The following is a 24,185-nucleotide window of genomic DNA, read 5'->3' as shown; positions in this document are numbered from 1 at the left end:
CGCTGTGTGACGCCAGCACGGCCCTGGCCAGCGCCACCTGGCGCACGGACAGGCACGCCACAAACTGCACCAGGGCGACGCTGGCACGGTGCTGGCCACCGCCACGCACGGCCGCCGACATCGAGGCCGGCCAGCTGGTGGACGTGCGCGCAGCGCGCGCCGGCAGCACGGCCCTGGCCGGCGCCGAGGCGACGCCACCAGGCGCGCACGCGGCCAGGTGCAGCAGCTGCAGCGGCGCCGGCAGTGGCACCAGGGGGAGCGCGGCCGACAGGCCCAGCGATCACCAGGGCGGCGCCGGTACGGTGCTGCCCATCGACACGCGCAGCGGTCGGTACACGCGATTCATTATTATCCGCGCTATATCTTCAAAGCGTCTTTCTGCTCGTTTGCGATACTTTCTACGCATGCTTTTTCAGCAGATCGTGATTCTTTGTCGAGTAAATCGAAGATATGACAAACACGAAGGCATTTATCATCATCAGATTCCTTCATTTTCACAAATTCATTGAAGACACCCCCCCCCACAGACGACTTCAATTTTTCAATAGTCGAGACACGAAGCGCCTTGCATCGGAAAACTTCATTATCGAAACTCCATGGTTCGGGTAATGCCAGCCCCGAAAAAATGATCATTATGAAGCCACATACCAACAGATACCCGCTCAATTTTCCAATATCGACGCACACGGAACAAACTCCAGCAGCTATGACCATCATGCCGGCCAACATAAATTTCTTGTGCCGCCGCGAAATTAGAGGCCGACTCTCGCTACGAATTGCCTGCCATAGAGCATATTTTTCAGTTTTTGAAATCATTTATTATTTGCCTGTTGGTTAACTAGTGAGAACTGCACCGACAAGCGCGCCGCCTAGCAACGCAGTAAACATGGAATCGCTGTTTTGGCTTTGTGCATCGCTCCGCATCTGGTTCAAGGTGCGCACCATACCGTTTTGCAGGATCGAATTCTGTTCTTGCATAAGACCAATCTGCATTGCCATCAGTCGGTCAGCGCTGGATGGTTGATCGATACCGACTAAGCGACAGATAGTATTGATCTTCTTTTTAAGCTGCTCTTCTGCAACGGCGCTACGCAACGAAGAGAGAAAATCAGTCATCTGGCCGCGCGTCGCGCCTGCCGCCAGGAAGGTATCTATACGGTTTTGCAGTTCCTGATTAGAGCCGACGATTTCGCGCGCCCGTGCCACTTGGTCATCGCCAGCAGGCTTTCCCGCAAGTTGTTGTGGTGTCGTATTCATAGTGTGTTTATCCTTTAATACGGACTTTCGCCCATTCCGCGTTCCACCCAGCAGCAAAAGCATTGAAACTCAAATCTGACGTATTTTCATCCATCGAAAAAATGGTGTCTCCACGTTGCATCGCAGCATTGAGGGCGGCGGCTCCTTCTTGCTTAAATACCCTCAACTGAGCCGCATTAGGCGTGCTGCTCTGTTGCATAGTTTCGTCAGCCTCCTTCTTTGCCTTCGACTGGCTGTTACAGATTTCATTGTAAATCCGTCTGTATGGCTGACAATGCTTACACGGCCTGGGGGCTGAACAAAACAAAAAAGGATTGCCAATGAGAGCGTTATACTCGGCAGCGCTGACAGTCTCGGTACGAAGCGCACAGATTAAACCAACAGCCAACAACATGGCCGGGAAATTCAGTTCAAAGCGCTTCTGCATTTTCTTCTCTTCAATAGTCATAATCTCTTTCATGGCACTAAAGAATTCTCGCCATTTCATTTGGCGAAAGTTCAATTAAAATATAATCATACAACCAAAGCAAGGAAAAGGAAAAGAAACTCACCAATCCAAATCCCCAAAGCATAGAACTTACTGGATGAACAATATATGAAATAATAAGAGCCATCAATGAAAAGCAGCTTACGTATCCCCCAACCATAAGGATTGGCGCCCGCAACCAATACATCACCAAAAACAAGGATAAACGCATTGCTTTGAAAATGAATAAAAACACATTTTTGATAATATCTTTACTTTTCATCACATAATCCTTTGAGATTTGCATTTAAGTGTATCGGGTTACATAGATTCAAGAGCGGGATTGTATGTTTGCAGAGTTGACTTCGCCGATTATTTCTATGCATCGGTTCACATGAGTTCGTTCGCGGTATGGCTGGCAAAAACGGTGGCACGAAGCCGTGCAAGGGGCAAAAAGGAGGCCGCAGCTAAGGGAGCCGTAGGCGAGTCTGAACGGGCGAGTGTTTGAGCGTAGCGGCCCTTGCAGGGGTGACGCCATCGGTTATGGTTTTGCCAGTCAGCGGACGAATTCATGTGTGCGCGAGATAGATATGTGAAAACACTATTCAAACCTGGCGCAAAGCGCCCCTCATGCGCCCATAGGCGCATCCATTCAGGTTTCGCGGAGGCGAAAATTTCAGACTTGCATCTATTGCGCATATGCTAACCTTTTGGTTGAAGATTTGCGATAGTAGCCCGGAGTCCTTCGCATTCATTGGTGGATTTTTGCAAGCCACGCTCCAGATATTTTATGGTTTTTTTGGCCACGCCAAGCTGGCCATTTAGCACAGATATTTCTGCAACATGCCTGTCTTTGGCCTTTAAGTTCTCTGCTTTGAGGAATTCGACGCTTCTTTCCAGATGCGAAAGTTTATCAAGCAACAACAAATTTACTTCTTGTGCAGCTTCAATTTTTTCATCACGATATTTTAATATTTGATCGAAATTCTTTGTGGGAATTTTCCCAGCCACAGCCAATGCCGCTTGCCAAAACGTGGAAAATGCGGTTAGTGCCTCCACTGGAATTTCTACCGGGACATCTTGGTTTTTGATATTGTCCATATCAATTTCCGTCACCAATTCCCCCCCCTGGCGCCGTCTTGGTAGAGTCAATTTTTGCGCTGCTCTCCACTGATCGGCGGCGGAATTCTTTGATGAACATGACACGATCACCCTTGAAAAATAGGGCTGGGTTTGTCCAAAAACTAGCGGAATCTTTTGGATAAATAAACCGTTTTTGGATCAATTCTTTGAGGCCTCGCTGAAATGTTTTTTCAGACATATTAAGATCGCGGCCTTCAATACCATCGCCAAACCAGAATAAATTTACGTAATCAGCATAACCCTTACTCATTGGAGTACGCTGATATTGATCCAACACAACCTGGAAGACCCTATGTGCGGTCTTGGTCAGTTCAAATGAGGCCGCGACACCCGCAGCAAACACCTTTACGAATTCAGCATCATCGCGCTCCTCGATCTGATGAATTACAGCCATACCATTGATTTCGCCAGTGTTGGGGTTCAGCAGTTCTTCACCGCGGCCGGAACGAACATACCTCCGCTTGGATCGAATTTCTTGCGGATCGACCAACGGATTGATGTTAGGCGAGTAAGACAAACTGCGCAGATTTACACTTGGCAGGGCTTTGGACGAACCATTTTCTTTTATGCTGGAAGACACTTTCAATCCTTTTTTTGTCTTTTGAATGACCATATTATAGTCGAATGAAAGACACAATGGGGGTTTATTTTGTCTTTCAATATCCCGTTTTTTATAGAAACCCACAAAACATGCGGCAAAGGACGCATGGCTAAATAGCCATGACCGGCGCCACAGCGACGCCACCTGGCACACATGAAGCCAGGCGGTAGCAGTGCCGGAAGCTATACCAGGGGGAGCGCGGGCCACCAGGCCCAGCGATCACCAGGGCGGCGCCGGCACGGTGCTGGCCACCGCCACGCGCGGCCGCCGACATCGAGGCCGGCCAGCTGGTGGACGTGCGCGCAGCGCATGCCCGCAGCACGGCCCTGGCCGGCGCCGGGGCGACGCCACCAGGCGCGCACGCGGCCAGGCGCAGCAACTGCAGCGGCGCCGGCAGTGGCACCAGGGGGAGCGCGGCCGACAGGCCCAGCGATCACCAGGGCGGCGCCGGCACGGTGCTGGCCACCGCCACGCACGGCCGCCGACATCGAGGCCGGCCAGCTGCTGGACGTGCGCGCAGCGCGCGCCGGCAGCACGGCCCTGGCCGGCGCCGGGGCGACGCCACCAGGCGCGCACGCGGCCAGGTGCAGCAGCTGCAGCGGCGCCGGCAGTGGCACCAGGGGGAGCGCGGCCGACAGGCCCAGCGATCACCAGGGCGGCGCCGGCACGGTGCTGGCCACCGCCACGCGCGGCCGCCGACATCGAGGCCGGCCAGCTGGTGGACGTGCGCGCAGCGCACGCCGGCAGCACGGCCCTGGCCGGCGCCGAGGCGACGCCACCAGGCGCGCACGCGGCCAGGCGCAGCAGCTACAGCGGCGCCGGCAATGGCACCAGGGAGAGCGGGAAGGGGAGGGGAGGAAGAAGAGGGAAACTAACTAAAAAATCTATCGCCGGAAGAGTTTTTCGAGAAAATAATATGGCTCCATCAGAACATACAAATCCATACACCATGTTATTTCACGGAGACGTGCGACTGCAGGGGCTGGGAGAAGTGATGAATCAGCCAATCCATTGATAAGCTTATTTCGAATAATCTGTTTTACTATGATGACAAACACGGCAATCATAATACCTACTATCGGAATCCAAGATAGCAAAACTTCCGTTACACCGATAAAAGGCATTTCATTATCGGCCACAATAGAAGAAACAACATAATTTGCAAAGAGCAGCAGAAGCACACTAAATAACATATTGCGCTGGTCGCGTGCACATGCCATCGATGCATGAACATACTGCCTTATGATATGTAATTGCATATCATCAACATCAAGTCCATCTAATACTTTCGGCAAATCATCCCTAATTTTTTCCATTTTTTTCCTGTATATAATTACTCGTGAATTCAAGTAATTCTTTTGATCTTCCACCACGCCAGAACGGCCAAATAGGAATATTCATATCAATCGTACTGCAGCGATATACAGCAACCCCTTCCATGCTGCTCTGCTTATACTCCACTGAGCGATGTTCGCATCCTGGCAATGAGACGGCCAATACATCGGCACCAGCCCAACCTTGCAAACCCCCTTGTGCATTTACCCATACAAGCCGGTCTACTATGGATATTATGAAAATGAGTAAAACAAGCAACTTTACTAATTTAAGCATGCAACACCTAACTGGTTGATTCTGTTAGAATACGCTTGTTAGCCACAGAAGCTTTATGGCTCACGTTGATTTTTCGCCCGTGGCATTTATTTGCTATCGGGCTTTTTTTTGGACTCGATTTCTTCGCCTGGGTTCCCAGGGCTTTCTTTTGCTATTTCAGCACGAAACTTTTTGATAAGATGCGCCGGGGCAATTACCTCAACCCGCTCCCAGCCTACCGGCAACAAAGTTGTGGAATTTGCCCGCGATGCTTTAGCCTCAAGATATACCTCATATTTTGCCATCACAGCCTTGGCTGCCTGATATACAGATTGCCGAGTCCAGCCGTACTGATTTGCAATTGATTGGTACGTCAAACCGTCAACAAGCCTCGCATAAGCGGCTTTTTTCCGCTCATCAGATATATTTTTTAGCAGAGGTAAGATTTCCTCATATTCTGCATGCGTCATCTTTTGGGAAGCCTTTTTTTTCATCGCTAAACCTATTGTGTGTGGTGCGACCTCCGCACCGACCACCATTATAAATGCTTCTACCGCATGAGACTTTAAGTTTTACCCAAAAGCAATTTTACAAAAACAACCACAAACATCACTGGTGGAACGAGGGCGCACAGGTTAAGAGCGTCACTGAAGACACTCTTGTAAGGGTCACAATCGGAGCCGTATATTGCCCCGTAAAAAATGTCTGCGCATTGCGGAATAGCACTGTTCATCGCAAAAACACACATATAAAACATGGCTACTGCGCATCCAAAAAACGTCCACCAATGCCATCTAGGCCCGACGACCTCTGTAGCTACACCTAATGCCAACAGAGCCAGGGCGGCAAACAGGATAGCCAAAGCTGCTGGAAGCCAAAAGATAGTGTGGTTATACGACAACGCGGCTATGAGAGCCGCCCATGACTGTAGGGCTAGGCGCGGCAAGTTGTCGCGCTCACTCAATAGCATCCCGACGAAACCGACAATGACGCTAAAAAAAATTACGCCTTGCAAAACAAACTTTCCATGGGTGATAACAATACTTAATGTTTTTCGGGTATTCTCTTGCGCAGCCATGTTCTAATCTCCAAGCAGATTGAAATGTGGTTAGACAAAGACAGCGTTGGCGCGCTGTCTTTGTCGCCATTGATAATTAAGGTTTTACAGCACGGAATACTTTTACCAAGCTGAATGCCTTAATTTCCGGGTCGGCGCCCTGCAAGAAAGCGATCATCTGGAATGCGCTGTACCCGTCAATTCCGAAAGTTCCAGCACGCATACCCTCCAGCAATGCATGGCAATAGTCCTTGTTGTTGGCAGCAGACAGGTAAAAGGGCTTGAGCCATGCTTCCAAACCATCGCGCTCCGCCGTCGTCATCACATCAACAATCACTTCTGGCTGGCTACCATCAGTAATCAGGCCGAAAATTTTGTCCAGGTGCGCAGCTGGCAAGAGGGCGCCGGAATCGCTGGCGGGCGAATCCTCTTTTTTCCCAAAAGGCCAAACAACTTTCTCGCCGTTGCCTGCAGAATCATTCCCCGCGTTTTTCGCGTCCGCGAAACTTTCAACCGCAGCCACACCAGGGAGTAGCTGGGTCGTATCCTTTGCCGTCGCCGCCACGCCAGCCGCATCTTTTTTTGCTTTCGCTTTTGGCGGCTTCACTTGGGCTTTCAGGTCTTTAGAAACCTGGCGCGCATCTTCCTTGTTCTTGGTCGCTTTGAGGTGTTCCACCGCCTCTTTAGCCGCTTGAGGATTCACCTTCTCAATCTGTTTTACGTTATTCACGACTTCGACATCAGCGGTGACGCCATCCAGAATAAGACGGGCCGTTTCAGTCGGAAGAGTAAGCAAGGACAAAATCTTCGACAACCAGGAACGGCCTTTGGTGTATTTGGCCAATACCACATCAACGTCTCCGTTAGCCGCGTCCAGATCATCCTGCACGCGCTGCGCCTCTTCCAGCTGCGACAAATTCAAACGATGGATGTTTTCGACGAACTGCAGTTCGCTTGCTTCTGCATCCGTCATTTCACGGATAACGCCAGGCATATCTGGAAGGTCATTGTTTTTCGAGGCACGATAGCGCCGTCCACCGCAAACCAATTCAAACTTGAACGGGCCTGGCCCATCAATCGGACGGAACAGCGCCGGCTGAATAACGCCATGTTTCTTGACCGAGGCAGTCATTTCTTCCATGGTGCTTTCACCGTCACGCTCAAACTGTTTACGGACTTGCTCCGTAACCAAAATTTGGGCCATCGGGATACGCGCCATCCGATCACCTGGCTTCACCAAATCGGACAACCCGCCCCCCTTCAAAATGGCCCCCAAGTCGCCATACGTGTTTTTCTTTGCCGGCTTTGCGCCACCCTTTACACCACTTTTACTATCAACCATTTTTAAACTCCCATCTTATTCAAGATAAATTCACATGCGGCTTTCCATTCCTTGCCCGCTTTCAAATGCCCAGCGCCCTTTGTGGAATGCCAAACAGGACGGCGGCCTGCAATTGCTTGCTTTACCGATGCGCGCTCAAAAAGAGTATGGGGAATAATCAATTCTCCCAATTGCTCCTGCAATTCCTCCAAAGCTGCCAATTCTTCGGGGCTGGAAGGATTTACCTTCGACGGCAACAAACCCATAAACTTCAAATTCGGATTGTAGGAATTTTGAATTTCCCTCACGTAATCAAAAAGATCACTCAATCCAGCCATTTCCAACAAACCAACTGCAACTGGTGAAATCAACCAGTCCGCCGCAATCAAAGACGCATTAACGTGATGTCCCAATGATCCGGCATTATCAATGATGCACAGTTCGTAATCACCCGCGATGCGCGCAAGATTTTCAGCGGGGTTGCCAATATCACTTTCCCGCACGTTAAGCATGGATTTGTCGCGGCGCAGAATTGAAACAAACTCGTTAACAACTTCCGGCACCACCAAATCTTTGCGTTTCTCATACAGCGCCGACGACAACATTCCGCTTCCTTCCGCCCCTGGCGAAGATGGAATGAGAATCGACAAGCTTCCCTGGGGATCATTATCAACGTACAGAACACGCTTCTTTTGTTTGACGGATGCCAATGTACCGATGTGGAAAACCTCCGTGGTTTTCGACTGTCCACCCTTCTGATTTGCAACAACCAATGTCTTCATTTTATCCAGACCTTATAGATAGATAGTGCGTGTATTAAGCTCCAAGGATTTTATGGGCCGGCTCCGACCCATCCCTTGTATTTAGAAAACGATGAAGGAAGAATCTTGATGCAGGAAGAGAACAACAGCCGGGCCGACCATCACCAGGCAAGCAAATGCACCTTCGATAAACTGTTTAAGAACCTTCATACCATGCTCCTTTATGACTACGTTGATTGGTACAACTTTATTTACTGGCAAATCATTTTGTCTGCCATGTAGTCATTATAAGAGAATCGGCTGATTGTGTAAAGCTTTTTTGCTTCACATGCAAAAAATTATACGAGATTGCCATAAATGCAATTATGTTGCCCAAATACAACGAACGCCAACTCCCCGCAAGACGCAGCACTACAACAATCCATCACACGCCCGTTAAAACAAGAATGATGACAGAAATTATAAATAGCCGACAGTCTAGAAATTTCGCGGACGCGAAAACGGAACTCAAAAGAACATTTTTGTGAAGCATTTATAATCCACAAATATTAATTGCAATTAAATCAATTTGAATCTCATTACCGAATTTGTCCTGGCGAAACGCATGAATTGATTTTCGCCCCCGCGAAAAGATCGCACCAGCAAGCAGGCAAACACAGCGTCGAACACAGATATTTTAATGATAAAAATCATGATAGATATTTAGTATATTTCCCACAGAAAACATTCAATATGTGATATATTGCCGTGCTGAAATATACTGTTTTGAAAACCAACATTCTTTGCCTTCGCCAACACCATCATTACTCTGCACCTACTCTGAAAAGCCAATGGACGTCGATTTTGAACAACTAGCTAGACAATGTGCTCCATGGGTTCATGCTGAAACTCTTTCTGGAATTGTCGCGCAAGAGACTGGATTCAAGACTTTGCTTATCAACATTAATCGTGATAAGGAAAAGCGGAAAGGCTACAAACTTGAAAGACAGCCAACGAACAAAGCAGAGGCGATAGCCACGGCAGAAAATCTAATTCGCCAGGGATTTAATATTGATGTTGGCATTGGTCAAATTAATTCTGATAATTTACCAAAGTATGGATTTACTGTCGCACGAGCGTTCGATGCTTGCGAAAATTTGGCATTGGCGGGGTCGATATTTTATTGGAATTATGAAGAGGCTTTAAAGAAGTATAACGGGGATGAACATTCGGCAGCACTTGCCGCACTATCGAAATACAACACCGGATCATTCGTAAATGGCTTTTCCAATGGTTACGTGCAAAAAGTAATCAACAACATAGCAAAAAACAAAAACAAACCTCCCCGAATTGTAAAACTACTTCCCTGAATAAATAATTATGAAATTAGTTATAATTGAATCACCAGGAAAAATAGAAGAATTAAAAAAGATTCTTGGCGGCGAGTATAAACTTGCCGCAAGCTATGGTCATATCCGCGATTTGCCACTTAATGAAATGGGCGTTCATCCTCCTGATTTCATTCCGCAGTATGTAATTACGGAATCTGGCGAACGTACTGTTGCTGGGCTAAAGAAATTATGCGCTCAAGCCGATGAAATCTATTTGGCAACAGATCAAGATAAAGAAGGGGAGGCAATTAGCTGGCACCTTCAACAAGCGCTTGAACTCACAAATTACATTCGCGTTTCCTGGAAAACAGTAACAGCGCCTGACGTACAACAGGCCATGCTTAATCCTGGGCGGATTGACAAACACAAGGTGGCCGCTCAAGAAGCCAGGCGGACGCTTGACCGCCTAGTAGGCTACATGGTCAGCCCATTATTAAGTGACCTCCTGGGGAAAACACTATCGGCCGGCCGAGTGCAAAGCGTAGCCGTCCGCCTCGTCGTTGAACGTGAGCGCCAAATTAAGAGCTTTTGCCGAACTAATCACTTTGGTGCAAAGCTATCTTTTGAAAATGTGGACACTTCCGCAGCCTGGCAGGCTGACTGGCACGCTGATTGGGTAACAAAACCCTACCTCAAATCTGCCGATGAACCATACATTTTGGACGAAGCATTCGCCAATGGTGTTGCTGCTATTAATACGGTAACGGTGAAGTCATACACAGAGACAGTCACAAAGAGAAGTCCACCCGCCCCATTCATCACGCCGACACTGCAACAGGCTGCCAGTGTCGCGTTGAAAATGTCGCCAACTGAAACGATGACAGCAGCCCAAGCGCTGTTTGACAAGGGACATATCACCTATCACCGCACAGACAATCCGAACGTCGCCTTGAGCCACCTGGGAGACATATTTCAGGCCGCGTTGAATCTAGGCTTGGAAATGGCAGATGACCCTCGCGTATTCAAGATTCCAGATGGCGCCGAGGCAGGCCACCCTGCTTGTACGCCCACACATTGGGAGGTTGAAGAGGCCGGGAAGACAGACGATGAACGCGCACTCTATCAACTGATACGAGAAAGAGCTATCGCATCCCAGCTGGCCGACGCGGCGTATGCCGTCCGCACGGCAACGATGGAGGCCATTGAACCCGTCAGCGGCAAGGTAGTGACCTTTTCAACCACAGGCAGAACCTTAGTTAATCAAGGTTGGTTGGCTTTGCTAAACCGGGACGAAACCGTGGATGAAGAGGATGAAGAAGACGACGGGAGCAACAAAAACACTGTGCCGACTTTGACCGTGGGCCAGGTTCTTACTGTCAGCAGTGGAAGCGTTCTAGCAAAAGCTACGCGCGCGCCTAACCGCTACAAGCAGGCTTCGCTTATCGACAAACTCTTTAAGTCGGGCATTGGTAGGCCAGCCACCCTGGCCGCCATCATGGAAGGCATCTTTGAACGCAAGTACGTGGTTGAAGAAAAACGCCAGGTAATTCCTACCGCCATAGCGGAGCAAATTAACGATGCTCTTGTCGGAAGGTTTTCATTTATGGAATACGGATTTACCAGGGAAATTGAACGCGACATTGATCTGATACAGAAAGGGGAATTGCGATACAGAGACGTTGTTACAAAAGTACATGAAACATTAAAACAAGAGATCAGAACAACAAAAGACAATAGCTCCCCGAAATATCCATGCCCGGTTTGCAAAGAGGCTCTGCGAAGAAGAGAAAAAGATGATCATTTTTTTTGGGGTTGCAGCGCCTTCCCAATTTGCAAAACAACATTACCAGACGCTAACGGTGAACCTGGCCAACGAAAAGGCATCGTTCTTTCAGAATATGTTTGCAACAAATGCCAATCGCCTTTGACCCATATAAAGCAGACACCAGCACCTGGGAAGTCTGCATTTGATTTTTGGGCATGCACTGGTGCGGCCAATGGTTGCAAAGCAAAGTATAAAAATCAAGATGGAAAACCAGTCCTCTAATTGAGTAAAGGTGAAAAAAATAAAAAAAGATAAAATCATCAACAACATGAACGAAATGACGCTTATCGCAGAAAACAATCTTACTGAATACATTAAAAATAACGTAGTACAGAAGATTTGGATTTCGCAAAATAAAGACGCGACATATAGATTATTCATAAATTTAACATGGAAGGAGGAAAAAATATGCCTTGGAACCAGTCGAAGAAAGCCAAGGCATTTTGTCAGTCTCGATAGATTGATTTCGTTTTTAAAAAAACTAGGGGTTAGATGCCCTATAGAATTATTACTTTTACACCAGGAAAATCAACATGATGAAATCCCTCAAATTTAAATCCGCAAACACAGCATACGATAGCAAAGAGACCAAACAGGCGATGACGTTCGCAATCATGTTCGCATTGGCCATTTGCGCAGTGATGCCACTGGAAGCGATGGCAATGCCATGGGATTCGGCCGGTACGCGCGTTTTGGAAATGTTGACCGGCGGCCTTTCCCGCACTATCGCAGTTGTTGCCGTAATTGCCTGCGGCATTGCCGCCCTGGTGGGCAAACTGTCCTGGGACTGGGCGATCAAAATCGTCATCGGTATTGTCTTGATCTTCGGCGCCGCCACTATTGTCGATTACTTCATTGGTGCCAGCAGCTAAACCATGGTGCCCGAGGACGACGAACTTATAGAAGAACCGCTATTCGTTGGCCTTACACGGCCAGCCACCATTGGCGGCGTTCCGTATTTCGCATTCGTTTTCAACATGATGGTGACATCTATCGCTTTCTTAGGCGCCGGCAATATTTTCGTGATGGTGATTGGATTACCACTACACGGCGTCCTATATGCAATCAGCGCTGATGACCCAAACCGTTTTTATAAAATGTGGATTTGGGTTAACACCATTGGGAAATGCAGGAACAGGAAGTTTTGGAATGCGGCTAGTTTTTCTCCGTTGACCAGAAAAAAATGGATTGAGTAGTTTTTCGCGTCCGCGAAATAACAAACTTTTCGCGGACGCGAAATTTCAGCTTGGAGTAATTATGGGTGCAGAAGTAAAGTATTCTAAAGAGTCGGCAGTGGAGGAAGATTGTTCGCAATTTATTCCACAAGGAAATCAAATTTCCACCAACACCATCAAATTGATAGACGGTGGCTATATGCAAACAATCCGCTTGCAAGGGGCGGCCCATGAAAGCGCTGATACTCAAGATATCAATGATTGGCACAATCACCTCAATAATTGGTTAAGAAATTTAGCTTCCCCGCATGTGGCGATTTGGACTCACATGGTAAAACGCGAATATAACAAATATCCTGGCGGAGAATTTGATATCGGATTTTGTCGTGAGCTTGATGCCGCCTACAAAGAAAAAATGAGCGGCACAATGATGCTCATAAACGAATTATATGTTTCAATTGTGTATCGCCCCGAGCCAATTGCAGCCTTAAAAGCATTCGATTTTTTCGCAAAAAAATCAAAAGAAGAACTGATCCAGAAACAGGAAGAGGAATTGCTTGTTATCAATGAGTTAGTTAACTCATGCATGGCCAGCCTTGACCGATACGAGCCAGAATTACTTGGCGTCTACGAACACAACGGATTTACATTTTCAGAAATAGCTGAATTTTTAGGCTATCTGTTAAATGGCGAATGGCGACGCATGCCTTTGTTGAGAGCGTCTTTTAATCAAGTGCTTTCGACATCCCGGCCTTTCTTCGGTAAGGGTGGGTTGATGAGCTATAAGACTCCAACATCCGTAATATACGCAGGAATTTTGGCGATTCAAGAATATCCCGATCCGACACCACCAACGCTATTAAATGGGCTTCTAAGCCTTCCTTTTGAATTTGTCCTGACACAATCATTGACATTCATTTCAAAAGGCTCTGGCGTGGGCAGAATGAAGCGCCAACAAGATCGAATGATTAATGCAGGCGATGTGGCGGAATCGCAAATTAAAAGCCTCACAGAAGCCATGGATGGCCTTGCCTCTGGCGAATATGTTATGGGCGCGCACCATTTGACTTTGATAATCAAATCTGATGATAAGGCCGATTTGGCAGACTGTATTAGCCTGGCCGGAAATGAACTGTCAGAAGTAAACATTAAGTGGGCAAGGGAAGATGACGCTATTGCAGGGGCGTTCTACTCGCAGTTACCAGGAAACTTTAAATTTAGAACTCGGGTTGGAGATATTACAAGCCGGAACTTTTCCGCATTTGCAAGTTTTCACAATTACCCTATAGGTCATCTGGCGAATAACCAGTGGGGCCATGCCGTAGCGATGTTAAAAACATCATCCGGCGCACCATATTATTTTAACTTCCACAAGGGAGAAAAAGGTAATGAGGCAAAACGCTTAGCCAAACTCGATCCAAATCACAAAGATCTGGCCAATATGATTGTCATTGGCGAATCGGGTAAAGGTAAAACTGTACTTGAAATGTTCTTACTTTCGATGTTACAGAAATTCACTAACGGCGGGACTAAAAAATTAACGTCAGTTGTAATTGACAAAGACGAAGGCGCATCAGTTGGAATTCGGGCAATGGGGGGGAATTACTATACCTTGCGCAACGGCGAACGCTCTGGCCTGCAGCCTTTGCAGATGCCAATAACTGAGGATAATATTCTTTTCGTTTTGAAATTGCTTATGCAAATAATGGCCGTTGAAAATTCCCCATATAAGCCTTCAGAAAAAGAATTAATTAGCCTGGCCGTGCGAAGTGTGATGAATGAAAAAACTCCGAAAAAAGATAGACGCCTATTGTCCGTGTTGGAGTTTTTCAATCAAGGCGAAGAGGATGGGCTTTATTCTCGCCTTTTCCCCTGGACAGCGCTTGGAGATTTAGGATGGCTGCTGGATAACGAAGAAGACACGTTATCACTTGACACTTCAATTGTTGGCATCGACGTAACAGCATTTCTTAAAAATCCGCAAACTAGAACTCCGACTATTATGTATTTGTTCCATCGAATTGAACAAATGCAAGATGGTCGGCGGATTCCGATATTTTTGGATGAATTCGGACAACTATTAAACGACCCTGCTTTTGCCGATTTCGCCGATGACAAACTTGTTACCATCCGAAAGCGTGATGGGTTCCTTGTCATGTTTACGCAATTCCCAAGGCAAGTTCTGGATCAGGATATCGGCGCCGCCATTGTCAGTCAGACAGCGACACAAATATTCCTGCCGAATACCAAAGCCAGCTACGCGGACTACGTAGAGGGCTTCAAATGCACTCGGAGAGAATGGGAAATCATTAAAGAATTAGGAACTGACGCAAATTCCCGATACTTTTTAATTAAGCAGGGCGACAATTCAGTAGTAGCAGAGCTTAACTTAAATGGAATGCACGACTTCCTTGCAGTTTTATCAGGCAATACTGTTACAGCTGCATTATCAGAAAAAATGGTTAACGAGTATGGGCCAAATCCTGATATTTGGCTCCCTAAATTTCACGAAGCAAGAAAAGGAGTGTAAATGAAAAATATTACTATTAATGCTGCAATTTTGGCAATGACATTTTGCGTATCAACAGCTTCGCAAGCGCAGTGGGCTGTCATTGATGCAGCTGCCATTAAGCAACAAATTGAACAAGTTGCAGCCTGGAAAAAACAATTCGCACAGATGCAAAATCAACTGCAGACGCAAAAAGAAACGTTTCAAAGTATGAATGGATCGCGGGGAATGGCGGCCCTGGTGAACAACCCAAGCCTACGTTCATATCTCCCAAAGGACTATAAACAAATTCTGAATAGCGGCTTTGGGAATTCGGCACAAATACGGGCTGATGCAAAAAAATTCGGTATTGAAAATACCAAACTGGATGCACGCGGTGACGCCGCGAAAGCTTTTGAAAACTCGGCCAATCAGGCGGCCGTTAATCGAGCAACAGCAGAAGAGGGCTACAAACAGGCCAGCGACCGTTTTGCAGGCATCCAGCAGCTGCTGGACAAGGTTAATGATGCCCCTGACCCAAAGGCCATTTCCGATCTGCAGGCCAGGATTCAAGCAGAGCAAGTAATGTTGCAGAACGAAAACATCAAACTGCAAATGCTCTCCCAGCTGGCGCAGGCACAAAAAGACCTGGCAAATCAACAAGCCACGGAAATTCGCATGAAATCCAGTAAAGGAATCGTACCCCGCTTCTGAATCTAATTCAGTATGGCTAATTAATGCGCGGCGCCCAAAGTGGCGCCGCGAAAGTTGAGGATTTTATGGCCACTCCCGAAGACCTACATTTTTACGCTGATATCTTTACAAAATTAAATGCAACCTTACAAACGTATGTAAATCAAACCGCGCAATCAGTAATAACAGCTATAAGCCCAGCATGCTATACCCTGCTCACGGTATATGTTGTGCTATGGGGGTGGGCAATGATGCGCGGAACAGTGCAGGAACCCGTACAAGACGCCGCAGCACGAATAATTAGAATGTCTATTATTACCGGTATCTCCCTAACATTAGGAAACTACAATATGTATGTTACGGATTTATTGTGGAATGCACCTGATGCTATGGCGGCGGTAGTTGCGTCTGGTAATGGTGATGCACAAGGCAACAGTCAATTTCTTGACGACCTCATGACCAAGATGTTTGTATTTGGTGATGCATTTTGGCAGAAAGCAAATGCCAATTCAACAATGGGGATACCGGACATAGGCCTATCATTATATGCAATGGGTATATGGGGGGTAGGTTTACTGACTACGGCCTTCGCTGCATTTTTATTGGTTCTAGCGAAAATAGCGATGGCAATATTGCTCGGATTAGGCCCAATGTTCATATTCGGAACTCTATTTGAGCCTACTAAAAAGTTTTTAGATGCCTGGCTGGGACAGACATTAAATTATTTTTTCCTGGTGGTTTTAACAGCTGCTCTTATAAAGTTGATGATGACCGTTCTTCTCACATACCTTGTTGCAATTGAATCCTCGGGAGTTCTAGCTGACCCAAAAATAAATCAAGCATTGCCAGCAGTGGCAATTAGCGTTATCGCAGCATTGCTAATGACCCAGCTACCATCAATCGCATCCAGCCTGGGTGGCGGCGTTGCGATAAGTACGTTGGGTGCTGCAGGATGGGCGTTCAATAAGCTTAAAGGTAGTGTGTCAGGTACATTATCTGCCGGCAAGGATTTGGCAACGGGGAAAACACTTCTCGATGCTAGGAAGTTCCGCCGAGATAAAGCAACGCATGCATCATGGGCAAAGAAAATGCCAGGTCGTACAGCTAAAGCTGCGGGGGCTGTTTGGTCACGAGTCGAGAATAGAAGAAGCAACAAGATTAGTAAAAAATAATACCCATCTCATTTAATACAGAAACCAAAAACATAATTTCCGCTGGTCAATATATGATATATTGACCGGCGGAAACACGCTTATTGGAAAATATACTATGCGAATCACATTATTATTATTGACTGTTTTATTGGCTGGGTGCGCAAGCAAAACGCCAAAACAACCGCCGAAATGTTCCGGCGATTTCCGGCCGATAAATGTTATCGCGCCAGGCAATCCAGAAGTCACAGCAAACGCACATTCCCATACAAGCCAAAACATTGCATGCTAGAAGTGAGATACAGATGAAAAAGAGTAATGATATTAAAAATGGCACAGAAGATTTTTTCGCGGAGGCGAAAAAATGGGAGATTGACCGACAGGAAATGATTGAAAAATCGGAGAAGAAGGCATGGCGCATCGCTACCGTCTCCGCAATCGGCGGGATCATTGGCGTACTGTCCACCGTGTTTATTTCAATGAGAGATTTGCCGCCGCCTACTGTGTTGCGGGTAAGCGATAGCACGGGCATTGTGGACGTAGTAACCACAATGGGCGATGCGAAGACGAATTATGAAGAGGTCGTGAACAAATATTTCATTCAACGTTATGTCCGTTTCAGAGATGCTTATTCCAATACACTTGCCGAAGAGTATTACAACAGCGTCGGCTTGATGTCTAGTGCTGCAGTGAATGAGCAGTATGCGGAAGAATTCAATCCTAAAAATCCGAAATCCCCTCTGAATGTTTTGGGGAAATATGCGGCGGCAAAGACAAAAGTTAAAAGCACGTCTTTCCTGAGTAAGCAGGTAGCGTTAGTACGGTATATACGATGCGTGGAAAGGCCCGGCACAAAGCCGGTGGTTACGCATTGGGCTGCAACGGTTTCATTCAAGTATTTAGGAACTCCGATGTCTGAAAAAGACCGCGCGATAAATCCATTAGGCTACCAAACAACTGAATGGCGCAAAGACCCTGATTCCGTTACAGAAACTTCGTCCGAGAATGCTTGCGATTAAAAATGAATTTCAAATATCTGATATTGCTATGTGCAATAGCCCCGACTATTGGCTTTTGTGCAGTCACGCCACGCCAGGGCGTACAAGATGAACGTATTCGAATTGTCGATTATGCTCCAGAAAATGTTATAAATATTTCGACTTATTACGGCGTTTCAACTTTAATTAAGTTTTCCGATGATGAGAAGATCACGGATAGGAATGGTGGCGACCCCAGTGCCTGGACTATCAGGGAAGGTAACAATTATTTCTTCGTACAGCCAAAAGAATTGAATGCTGACACGAATTACACCGTCATGACATCCAGAAGCAACGGCGAAAGCCGTTTATATCATTTTGCATTGTTTGTCGAGCAATTAAAAAAGGACGACAAGAAAGCCTGGCAAAGCAACAAAATAATTTTATCTTTGCAGTTTGCGTATCCTGAGAAAAAAACTACTGTGGCCGTCACGCCTGAAACAAAAACTGATCCCGAGCAAGAAAATAAAATAATTAATCAAAAACTATCTTTGAAGAATCAAAATAAGATCAACATGAATTTTGATTATTGGGCGGCTGGGCCATATGAAATTAGCCCAACAAGTGCGCGGGATGATGGGCGATTTATCTACCTCACATTTAGCAGCAACAGAGATATGCCGGCCGTATTTGAGGTTGACTCAAACGGGAGTGAATCAATTGCGAAAACCAATATTCAGGATGCTACTATCGTCGTCGAAAAAATGACACGCAAGTTAATACTTCGTCAGGGTGATGCGGCAGTTTGCATTGTCAACAAATCGTTTGATATTAACGGTGAAGAAGATAATTCAAGCGGCACCGTTTCCGATGAAGTAGAAAGAACAATTAAGGAGTGACTTTGAAATTATTTAATAAGGGGCAAAAAGAAAAAGAACCTTCGCCAACGCCCAAATTAGCAGAAGAAATTGAAGATGAAGGCATACCGTCAGTTAATAGAAATAAGAAGACAAGTAAATTAGTTACCGTTTCTGGATTTACTTTTATTATCTTCGCAGGCATGGGCATGGTTGGCTATGTGGCGAAGAATGGCAGTAAGGATAAAAAAGATATTAAACCAGAGGCGGTCAAGGTCGAAAACAACAAAGTCGTAAATACCCTGCCAGCCTTAGATTTAAAACCAGACGTTCCAGAAGAGCTCGCCGACAGCCAAGGTACGCCGCGCCCTATCGCGGCGATCAACGGTGCAGGCCAGCAAAGCAACGGCAGCACAAGCCAGCCAGGCAACGGCAGCGCGGCGCCGATTGCCGCCATTTATGGCGGGGGGCAAGGCGCGGCGGCTAATCCTCAAGCAGCCCTATCCTGGTTCGACAGGAAGAGGCTTGGTGGAACCAGTTCGGCCGTACCGAACCTAGCGAGCAACTCCAGGCCGGCATCTTCTGCACAGGACATCAATGACAGTGAGGAAGATTCCAACGAGCCGCCCCGGCCACCACCTGGCGCCGAAGGCAAGGATGCTAAACCGGCAACTACTGGCGCAAAATTTACACCTACGTTGATAAAGATGACCTCGGCAACATTGCTGCCAAATAGGAACTTTATTTTAACCAAAGGCACTAGCATCGACTGCGTACTTGAAGACGCAATTGATAGTACCCAGCCTGGGCCAACGTCTTGCCATACAACCCGAAATATCTACTCCGATAATGGGCAGGTACTGATATTTGAAAAAGGTACACAAATGTATGGGGAGCAACAGGGAGATTTAAAACTTGGCCAAGCAAGAATACGCGCGATGTTTATGCGCGCTAAAACGCCTAATGGCGTAGTCATCGATATGAACTCCCCTGGTGCTGATGCATTAGGGCGGTCGGGACTAGAAGGATTTGTCGATACTAAATTTTCAGAACGGTTCGGCGCTGCAATTATGATTAGCCTTATCAAAGATTCAACGCAGGCTGTTTTGGCACAAAAACAATCTGGTGGCAACGGTGGCACGGTCGTATATGGCAATACGACTGGAACTGGTGAAAAAATGGTTGAGAAATCACTTGATGGCTCTGTCAACATTCCACCCACATTAACAAAAAACCAAGGCGAAAAGATTCAAATTCGTTTAGTCGGGGATTTGGATTTTTCAGGCGTTTATGGATTGAAACTTAGAAAATGAGCGAGAGAGAATATTCTGCAGGACTGCAGGAAAGCAAAAAATCGACGGTTATGTTGGATCAGTTCCTAAAGCCGATTAGACATATTCTTGATGACGAGGCGTACACCGGTATTGCGATTAATAGGCCTGGTGAGGTATGGGGCCGTACCCGTGGCACTTGGATACGCCATGAATGTCCCGTACTAACATACGGGTATTGTTTGCAACTTGGAAATTTGATTGCCAGCTACAACAACGATAAAATTTCGCAAGATAAACCAATTCTTTCTTGTGCATTGCCTACGCTTGAGCGCGTAAATATTGCCATGCCTCCTGCATGCCAAGAAGGAACAATTACGTTCACAATAAGGAAATTTGGCGATGGTGAAAAGGATTTATACGAGCTTGAAAGTGAAGGTTCTTTTTCCGATTTCCAAGAAGCAAATAATGAATTAGAAGATTTTGAATATGAATTACTTAGTTTAAAAGAAGAAAAAAAGATAGCGGCATTTTTAGAATTGGCTGTCAAGAAAAAAAGGACTATTGTTATCGCAGGTGCTACCGGGTCAGGAAAGACATATTTAACGAAAAGTCTCATTCGATGCATACCGACTGACGAACGATTAATAACCATTGAGGATGTATGGGAACTGTTTCTAGTACACCATCCAAACCGTGTGCATCTTTTCTTCGCCAGGGATTCCGCTAAAAACTTTAAGGTAATGGCTAAGGATGCGATTGCCGCCTGTTTGCGCATGGAACCATCCAGAATACTACTTGCAGAAATGCGTGGTGATGAAGCTTGGGAATTCGTGAAGGTGGCCGGCAGTGGGCATCCAGGGAGCATTTCAACTATTCATGCCAATGGTGCATTAGAAGCGTTTGAACAATTCATTGCACTAATTAAAGATAGCAAAACCGGCGCCCATTTGGATATCGAGTTTATCCGCAGGCGACTCTTCGGCGCAATTGATATCGTGTTGTACTACTCCGATAGAAAACTTCGACAAATTTATTATGATCCAAAACTTAAAAGAGCAAACTTGGTTTAAACCTTTTGTTTTTATATCTCTAACAATTATTTTATTTATGCTTTGGAGTTATTTAACCGGAGCGCTATTTTTACTATTTAAGGGAAAGGAAGGAAGTAAAGCCACAGTTTTTGTGGCCATAAATTACTGGTATCACTATAGACATAATGCCAATGTTATGACTTGGCTCTATTCATGCGCCGGTTTTATTTTTGTTTTTTTGACCATTCTTACTGTTTGGATTTTCGCCCCCGCGAAAAGAAGTCTGTTCGGTGATGCCAGGTTCTCTACTCGCAAAGAAGTTGAGAAGGCCGGATTGTTTGGCGAGGCTGGAATTATCCTGGGGAAGATTGGCAATAAATTCATCATGTTTGCAGGGACGCAGCACGTTATGGTGTCTGCGCCGACACGAGCATGGAAAGGTATTTCCATTGTAATTACGAATCTCCTTTCTTGGCGGGATAGCGTTGTCTGTGCAGACATGAAGCAGGAAAATTTTGATAAGACAAGTGCCTATCGCAAAAAACGTGGCCACAAGGTTTTTCTGTTCAACCCGGTAGCCAGGGATTATTTGACCCATCGCTATAACCCCTTGGGCTACGTTAGCACTGATAAAAATTTCAGGGTTGATGATATTCAAAAGGTCGGGGGTATTTTCTTTCCAGACGTACAGGGTACAGACCCTATCTGGACGGCGACACCAAGAAGCTTATTTCTCGGAATTGTATTATTTCTTCTTGAAACACCGGGTAAATTAGTTACGATTGGCCAAGTGTTAAGGGAAACACTGGTCGATGGCGATGGCAGCGAATACTTCAAAAATCTTATTGATGAACGGGCAGAGCAGGGAAACCCGCTGTCCCGTTCATGCATTGATGCATTAAATACCTACATTACAATCAAAGCTGATGGTACGCGCTCCGGCATTATCACTTCATTTCGATCACGCCTAGAACTTTGGAGCAATCCAATTATTGACGCGGCTACCTCTGATAATGATTTTGACTTAACAAAACTGCGCAAGGAGCGCATGAGTATTTTTGTCGGGATTACACCAGATAATTTGGAGCGAATTCAGCCACTTGTTAATATCTTCTTTCAGCAGGCTATTGATTTGAATATCCGTGTTTTGCCGAATAAAGATAAATCCCTGAAATTCAAGTGCCTGTTCCTCATGGATGAGTTAACTGCATTTGGAAAATTAAGCATCTTGTCTAAAGGTGTTAGTTTTCTAGCTGGCTATGGCTTGCGTATTTTGACAATTATTCAAAGCCCGTCTCAAGCTGCTGATACCTACGGCGACGCTGCCGCAGAGAATTTCGGCACGAATCACGCTGCGCACGTAATTTTTGCCCCTAAGAAAACAGAGCAAAAGTTGGCACAACAAATCTCGGAAATGCTTGGCTATCAAACTGTTGATGGGGTGTCGGTGTCCGGCGAAAAAGGAATTTTCAAGATATTTAAATCTCGCCGAAGTAAAACAGAAAACGTTTCAGATGCAAAGAGAGCGCTTTTGCTACCTCAAGAAATAACAGATATTGGTCAGAAAAATTCCATCATTATTATGGAACACATGCATCCAATTCGAGCTGAAAAGGCTGTTTATTTTAAGAATCATTTATTTATAGACCGATTGAAAGAAGTATCTCCAACACTTGCGAAGCTAAAAGGCAAGCTGCCGACAGAAGCACAGTTAGATGACGTTACCGAACGCGGAGAGTTACGCTCGGACGTTAGAAAACTGGATATGGATGCGCATTGGCATTCGATCAGTTCGGAAGCGAACTGCTACGTTCCAAAGAAAAAGAGTGACAAGGAAGAGAGCAGCGTCGGTAAGACGACGATCAAAGAACGCGCGTTTGCTGCAAGCGATATGGCCGGCATAGACAAAATGACCCTCGTTGACTTCGCATTAGATTTTTCGGCTGTCCCTGAAATTCCCCCTGGCGATGTTGATGTCGAAAAACTAATGAAGTATGCCGACAGCTTATGTGCTGCTGCAAACGTGAATATTTGATGAATGCAATTCAGGCATTCTGATTATATGATATAGAAACATGATAAAATATTGCCTTACGGAATTTTGAATAATGACTTGGGAATGGAGAATCTGATGGAAAACAAAAAACTGACGCTTGGCATTGGCGAACCTATCGACTCTTCCAAAATGTATTTGGTTCGCGTACAAGACAATTTTGACAACGCGGCGTCAAAAGACGGTGCTGTCATTCTTACTCATCTTGGCGATTATAGAAATTCGTTTCACTTCGCACAAAACAGTATCGTAAGTAATCATTTCTACGGGAAATTTGATGGTGAATGCGCGATTATTTCGCCAATGATGGAAACATTTTCCAATGGTCAAACTCCATCTGGTTTTTCTCAAGCTGACACATGGATTGCCGCCGATAGCAATAAGAGTATTACCGTACCAAGCGCTACTCTTGTCGTTCCAGAGGGGGCAAAGGTTCCCCCTGGTGTTGATGTCGTTCATTACCGGCGTGGCGCAACTGTTGATGAAACAATTGCTGCGCGGGATAAGGCGATTGCGGAGGTTTTCGCTGCGAAGCAAGCCCCGTTATTCAAAGTAGGCATGGATAGTTGGGCCAATGAACGCCACGTTTCGCAGAGCGAAAACGAAGTGGCAATTAAAGAATTGTTTGGCGAAGAAATTGCCGCGAATATTGCGACTGATCGACATTCCAACACGAACGATTATGCAATCGAGCAGCTTATTGCATCACGCAATGATCTTGAGAAGCGTATGGCGGCCGGCGAGGTTTGGCGTTTGAGCCAGAGCGGCGTTGACGTTCCACTTTCTTATACCCTGGGCAAAGTGAATGAGAACCTGGGCGAAACGCTGGAAAAGGCAATGGAAAGCGCTGCGTCGGTTAACGCGGCAAACTACTACGCAGCAAAGTTGGCAGAGCATCGCGCGGCACCATTGGCCGAGGCCGCGCCCCTGCAAGCCGCCTCGATGGAAATGCCGCCACCACTGCCAGGCGCAGCTGTACCGCCACCGCTGCCAGGCGCCGTGGCCGAGGCCGCGCCCCTGCAAGCCGCCTCGATGGAAATGCCACCACCGCTGCCAGGTGCAGCTGTACCGCCGCCGCTGCCAGGCGCCGTGGCCGAGGCCGCGCCCCTGCAAGCCGCCTCGATGGAAATGCCACCACCGCTGCCAGGTGCAGGC

General features: G+C 46.5%; 26 protein-coding genes and 1 pseudogene. 14 read left to right on the top strand and 13 right to left on the bottom strand.

Annotated elements, in window-relative coordinates; all coding sequences use genetic code 11:
* The 13 genes from IGS60_RS27710 to IGS60_RS27650 all read right to left on the bottom strand — a co-directional run.
* The coding region (locus IGS60_RS27710) for a hypothetical protein (RefSeq protein ID WP_230506826.1) at positions 1-250 on the bottom strand (250 nt) is incomplete at its 3' end.
* A 107-nt stretch (positions 251-357) separates the two neighbouring features.
* On the bottom strand, positions 358-816 hold the full coding sequence (locus IGS60_RS27705; protein ID WP_230506825.1) for a hypothetical protein: 459 nt from the start codon (positions 814-816) through the stop codon (positions 358-360).
* An 18-nt stretch (positions 817-834) separates the two neighbouring features.
* Positions 835-1,257 carry a hypothetical protein gene (locus tag IGS60_RS27700; RefSeq protein WP_230506824.1) on the bottom strand — a complete coding sequence of 141 codons (423 nt, stop codon included), beginning with the start codon at positions 1,255-1,257 and terminating at the stop codon, positions 835-837.
* Positions 1,258-1,264: 7 nt separating this feature from the next.
* A complete protein-coding gene (locus tag IGS60_RS27695; RefSeq protein WP_230506823.1) occupies positions 1,265-1,705 on the bottom strand; it encodes a hypothetical protein in 441 nt (146 codons plus the stop codon).
* Between the two features lie 16 nt (positions 1,706-1,721).
* Positions 1,722-2,006, bottom strand: coding sequence for a hypothetical protein (locus IGS60_RS27690; protein ID WP_230506822.1), 285 nt, complete (start codon positions 2,004-2,006; stop codon positions 1,722-1,724).
* Positions 2,007-2,425: 419 nt separating this feature from the next.
* The gene (locus IGS60_RS27685) at positions 2,426-2,824 is read right to left on the bottom strand and encodes a hypothetical protein (RefSeq protein WP_230506821.1); all 399 of its coding nucleotides are present in this window, start codon (positions 2,822-2,824) and stop codon (positions 2,426-2,428) included.
* Between the two features lies 1 nt (position 2,825).
* Complete coding sequence (locus IGS60_RS27680; RefSeq protein ID WP_230506820.1) at positions 2,826-3,674, bottom strand: hypothetical protein; 849 nt, start codon at positions 3,672-3,674, stop codon at positions 2,826-2,828.
* 677 nt (positions 3,675-4,351) lie between these two features.
* Entirely contained in the window at positions 4,352-4,783 is a 432-nt protein-coding gene (locus IGS60_RS27675) for a hypothetical protein (RefSeq protein ID WP_230506819.1), read from the bottom strand.
* Complete coding sequence (locus IGS60_RS27670; protein WP_230506818.1) at positions 4,770-5,078, bottom strand: hypothetical protein; 309 nt, start codon at positions 5,076-5,078, stop codon at positions 4,770-4,772. The genes IGS60_RS27675 and IGS60_RS27670 overlap by 14 nt, the downstream gene beginning before the upstream one ends.
* A gap of 86 nt (positions 5,079-5,164) precedes the next feature.
* Positions 5,165-5,551 (bottom strand): TrfB-related DNA-binding protein, encoded by a 387-nt coding sequence (locus IGS60_RS27665; protein ID WP_230506817.1) that lies wholly within the window; start codon positions 5,549-5,551, stop codon positions 5,165-5,167.
* A gap of 71 nt (positions 5,552-5,622) precedes the next feature.
* Positions 5,623-6,135 (bottom strand): hypothetical protein, encoded by a 513-nt coding sequence (locus IGS60_RS27660; RefSeq protein WP_230506816.1) that lies wholly within the window; start codon positions 6,133-6,135, stop codon positions 5,623-5,625.
* A 76-nt stretch (positions 6,136-6,211) separates the two neighbouring features.
* Complete coding sequence (locus IGS60_RS27655) at positions 6,212-7,456, bottom strand: ParB/RepB/Spo0J family partition protein (protein ID WP_230506815.1); 1,245 nt, start codon at positions 7,454-7,456, stop codon at positions 6,212-6,214.
* Positions 7,457-7,458: 2 nt separating this feature from the next.
* The gene (locus IGS60_RS27650; protein WP_230506814.1) at positions 7,459-8,217 is read right to left on the bottom strand and encodes a ParA family protein; all 759 of its coding nucleotides are present in this window, start codon (positions 8,215-8,217) and stop codon (positions 7,459-7,461) included.
* 809 nt (positions 8,218-9,026) lie between these two features.
* On the opposite strand from IGS60_RS27650, the gene IGS60_RS27645 reads away from it, so the two are divergent.
* From IGS60_RS27645 to IGS60_RS27580, 14 genes and pseudogenes are all read left to right on the top strand, one after another.
* Positions 9,027-9,545, top strand: a complete 519-nt coding sequence (locus IGS60_RS27645; RefSeq protein WP_230506813.1) for a lytic transglycosylase domain-containing protein — start codon at positions 9,027-9,029, stop codon at positions 9,543-9,545.
* A 10-nt stretch (positions 9,546-9,555) separates the two neighbouring features.
* Positions 9,556-11,553: a DNA topoisomerase gene (locus tag IGS60_RS27640; protein ID WP_230506812.1), complete on the top strand. Its 1,998-nt coding sequence runs from the start codon at positions 9,556-9,558 to the stop codon at positions 11,551-11,553.
* A gap of 10 nt (positions 11,554-11,563) precedes the next feature.
* A complete protein-coding gene (locus IGS60_RS27635) occupies positions 11,564-11,887 on the top strand; it encodes a hypothetical protein (RefSeq protein WP_230506811.1) in 324 nt (107 codons plus the stop codon).
* Entirely contained in the window at positions 11,865-12,203 is a 339-nt protein-coding gene (locus IGS60_RS27630) for a TrbC/VirB2 family protein (RefSeq protein ID WP_230506810.1), read from the top strand. The genes IGS60_RS27635 and IGS60_RS27630 overlap by 23 nt, the downstream gene beginning before the upstream one ends.
* 3 nt (positions 12,204-12,206) lie before the next feature.
* Entirely contained in the window at positions 12,207-12,527 is a 321-nt protein-coding gene (locus tag IGS60_RS27625) for a type IV secretion system protein VirB3 (RefSeq protein WP_230506809.1), read from the top strand.
* Between the two features lie 61 nt (positions 12,528-12,588).
* Positions 12,589-15,036: a VirB4 family type IV secretion/conjugal transfer ATPase gene (locus IGS60_RS27620; protein ID WP_230506808.1), complete on the top strand. Its 2,448-nt coding sequence runs from the start codon at positions 12,589-12,591 to the stop codon at positions 15,034-15,036.
* Positions 15,037-15,708, top strand: coding sequence for a P-type DNA transfer protein VirB5 (gene virB5, locus IGS60_RS27615; RefSeq protein ID WP_230506807.1), 672 nt, complete (start codon positions 15,037-15,039; stop codon positions 15,706-15,708).
* A 65-nt stretch (positions 15,709-15,773) separates the two neighbouring features.
* A complete protein-coding gene (locus IGS60_RS27610; RefSeq protein WP_230506806.1) occupies positions 15,774-16,859 on the top strand; it encodes a type IV secretion system protein in 1,086 nt (361 codons plus the stop codon).
* A gap of 284 nt (positions 16,860-17,143) precedes the next feature.
* Complete coding sequence (locus IGS60_RS27605) at positions 17,144-17,857, top strand: virB8 family protein (RefSeq protein ID WP_230506805.1); 714 nt, start codon at positions 17,144-17,146, stop codon at positions 17,855-17,857.
* A 2-nt stretch (positions 17,858-17,859) separates the two neighbouring features.
* On the top strand, positions 17,860-18,714 hold the full coding sequence (locus IGS60_RS27600) for a TrbG/VirB9 family P-type conjugative transfer protein (protein WP_230506804.1): 855 nt from the start codon (positions 17,860-17,862) through the stop codon (positions 18,712-18,714).
* A gap of 2 nt (positions 18,715-18,716) precedes the next feature.
* On the top strand, positions 18,717-19,985 hold the full coding sequence (gene virB10 / locus IGS60_RS27595) for a type IV secretion system protein VirB10 (protein WP_230506803.1): 1,269 nt from the start codon (positions 18,717-18,719) through the stop codon (positions 19,983-19,985).
* Complete coding sequence (gene virB11, locus IGS60_RS27590; RefSeq protein WP_230506802.1) at positions 19,982-21,016, top strand: P-type DNA transfer ATPase VirB11; 1,035 nt, start codon at positions 19,982-19,984, stop codon at positions 21,014-21,016. The genes virB10 and virB11 overlap by 4 nt, the downstream gene beginning before the upstream one ends.
* Positions 20,982-23,012 carry a type IV secretory system conjugative DNA transfer family protein gene (locus tag IGS60_RS27585; protein ID WP_230506801.1) on the top strand — a complete coding sequence of 677 codons (2,031 nt, stop codon included), beginning with the start codon at positions 20,982-20,984 and terminating at the stop codon, positions 23,010-23,012. The genes virB11 and IGS60_RS27585 overlap by 35 nt, the downstream gene beginning before the upstream one ends.
* Before the next feature lie 96 nt (positions 23,013-23,108).
* Positions 23,109-24,185, top strand: a pseudogene (locus IGS60_RS27580) (hypothetical protein); the annotation flags it as partial.

This window comes from Janthinobacterium sp. FW305-128 (genome assembly GCF_020858135.1).
GTDB lineage: Bacteria > Pseudomonadota > Gammaproteobacteria > Burkholderiales > Burkholderiaceae_D > Janthinobacterium.
The sequence above is the reverse complement of the archived record's forward strand: the minus strand, read 5'-3'. Positions and strand labels throughout refer to the sequence as shown.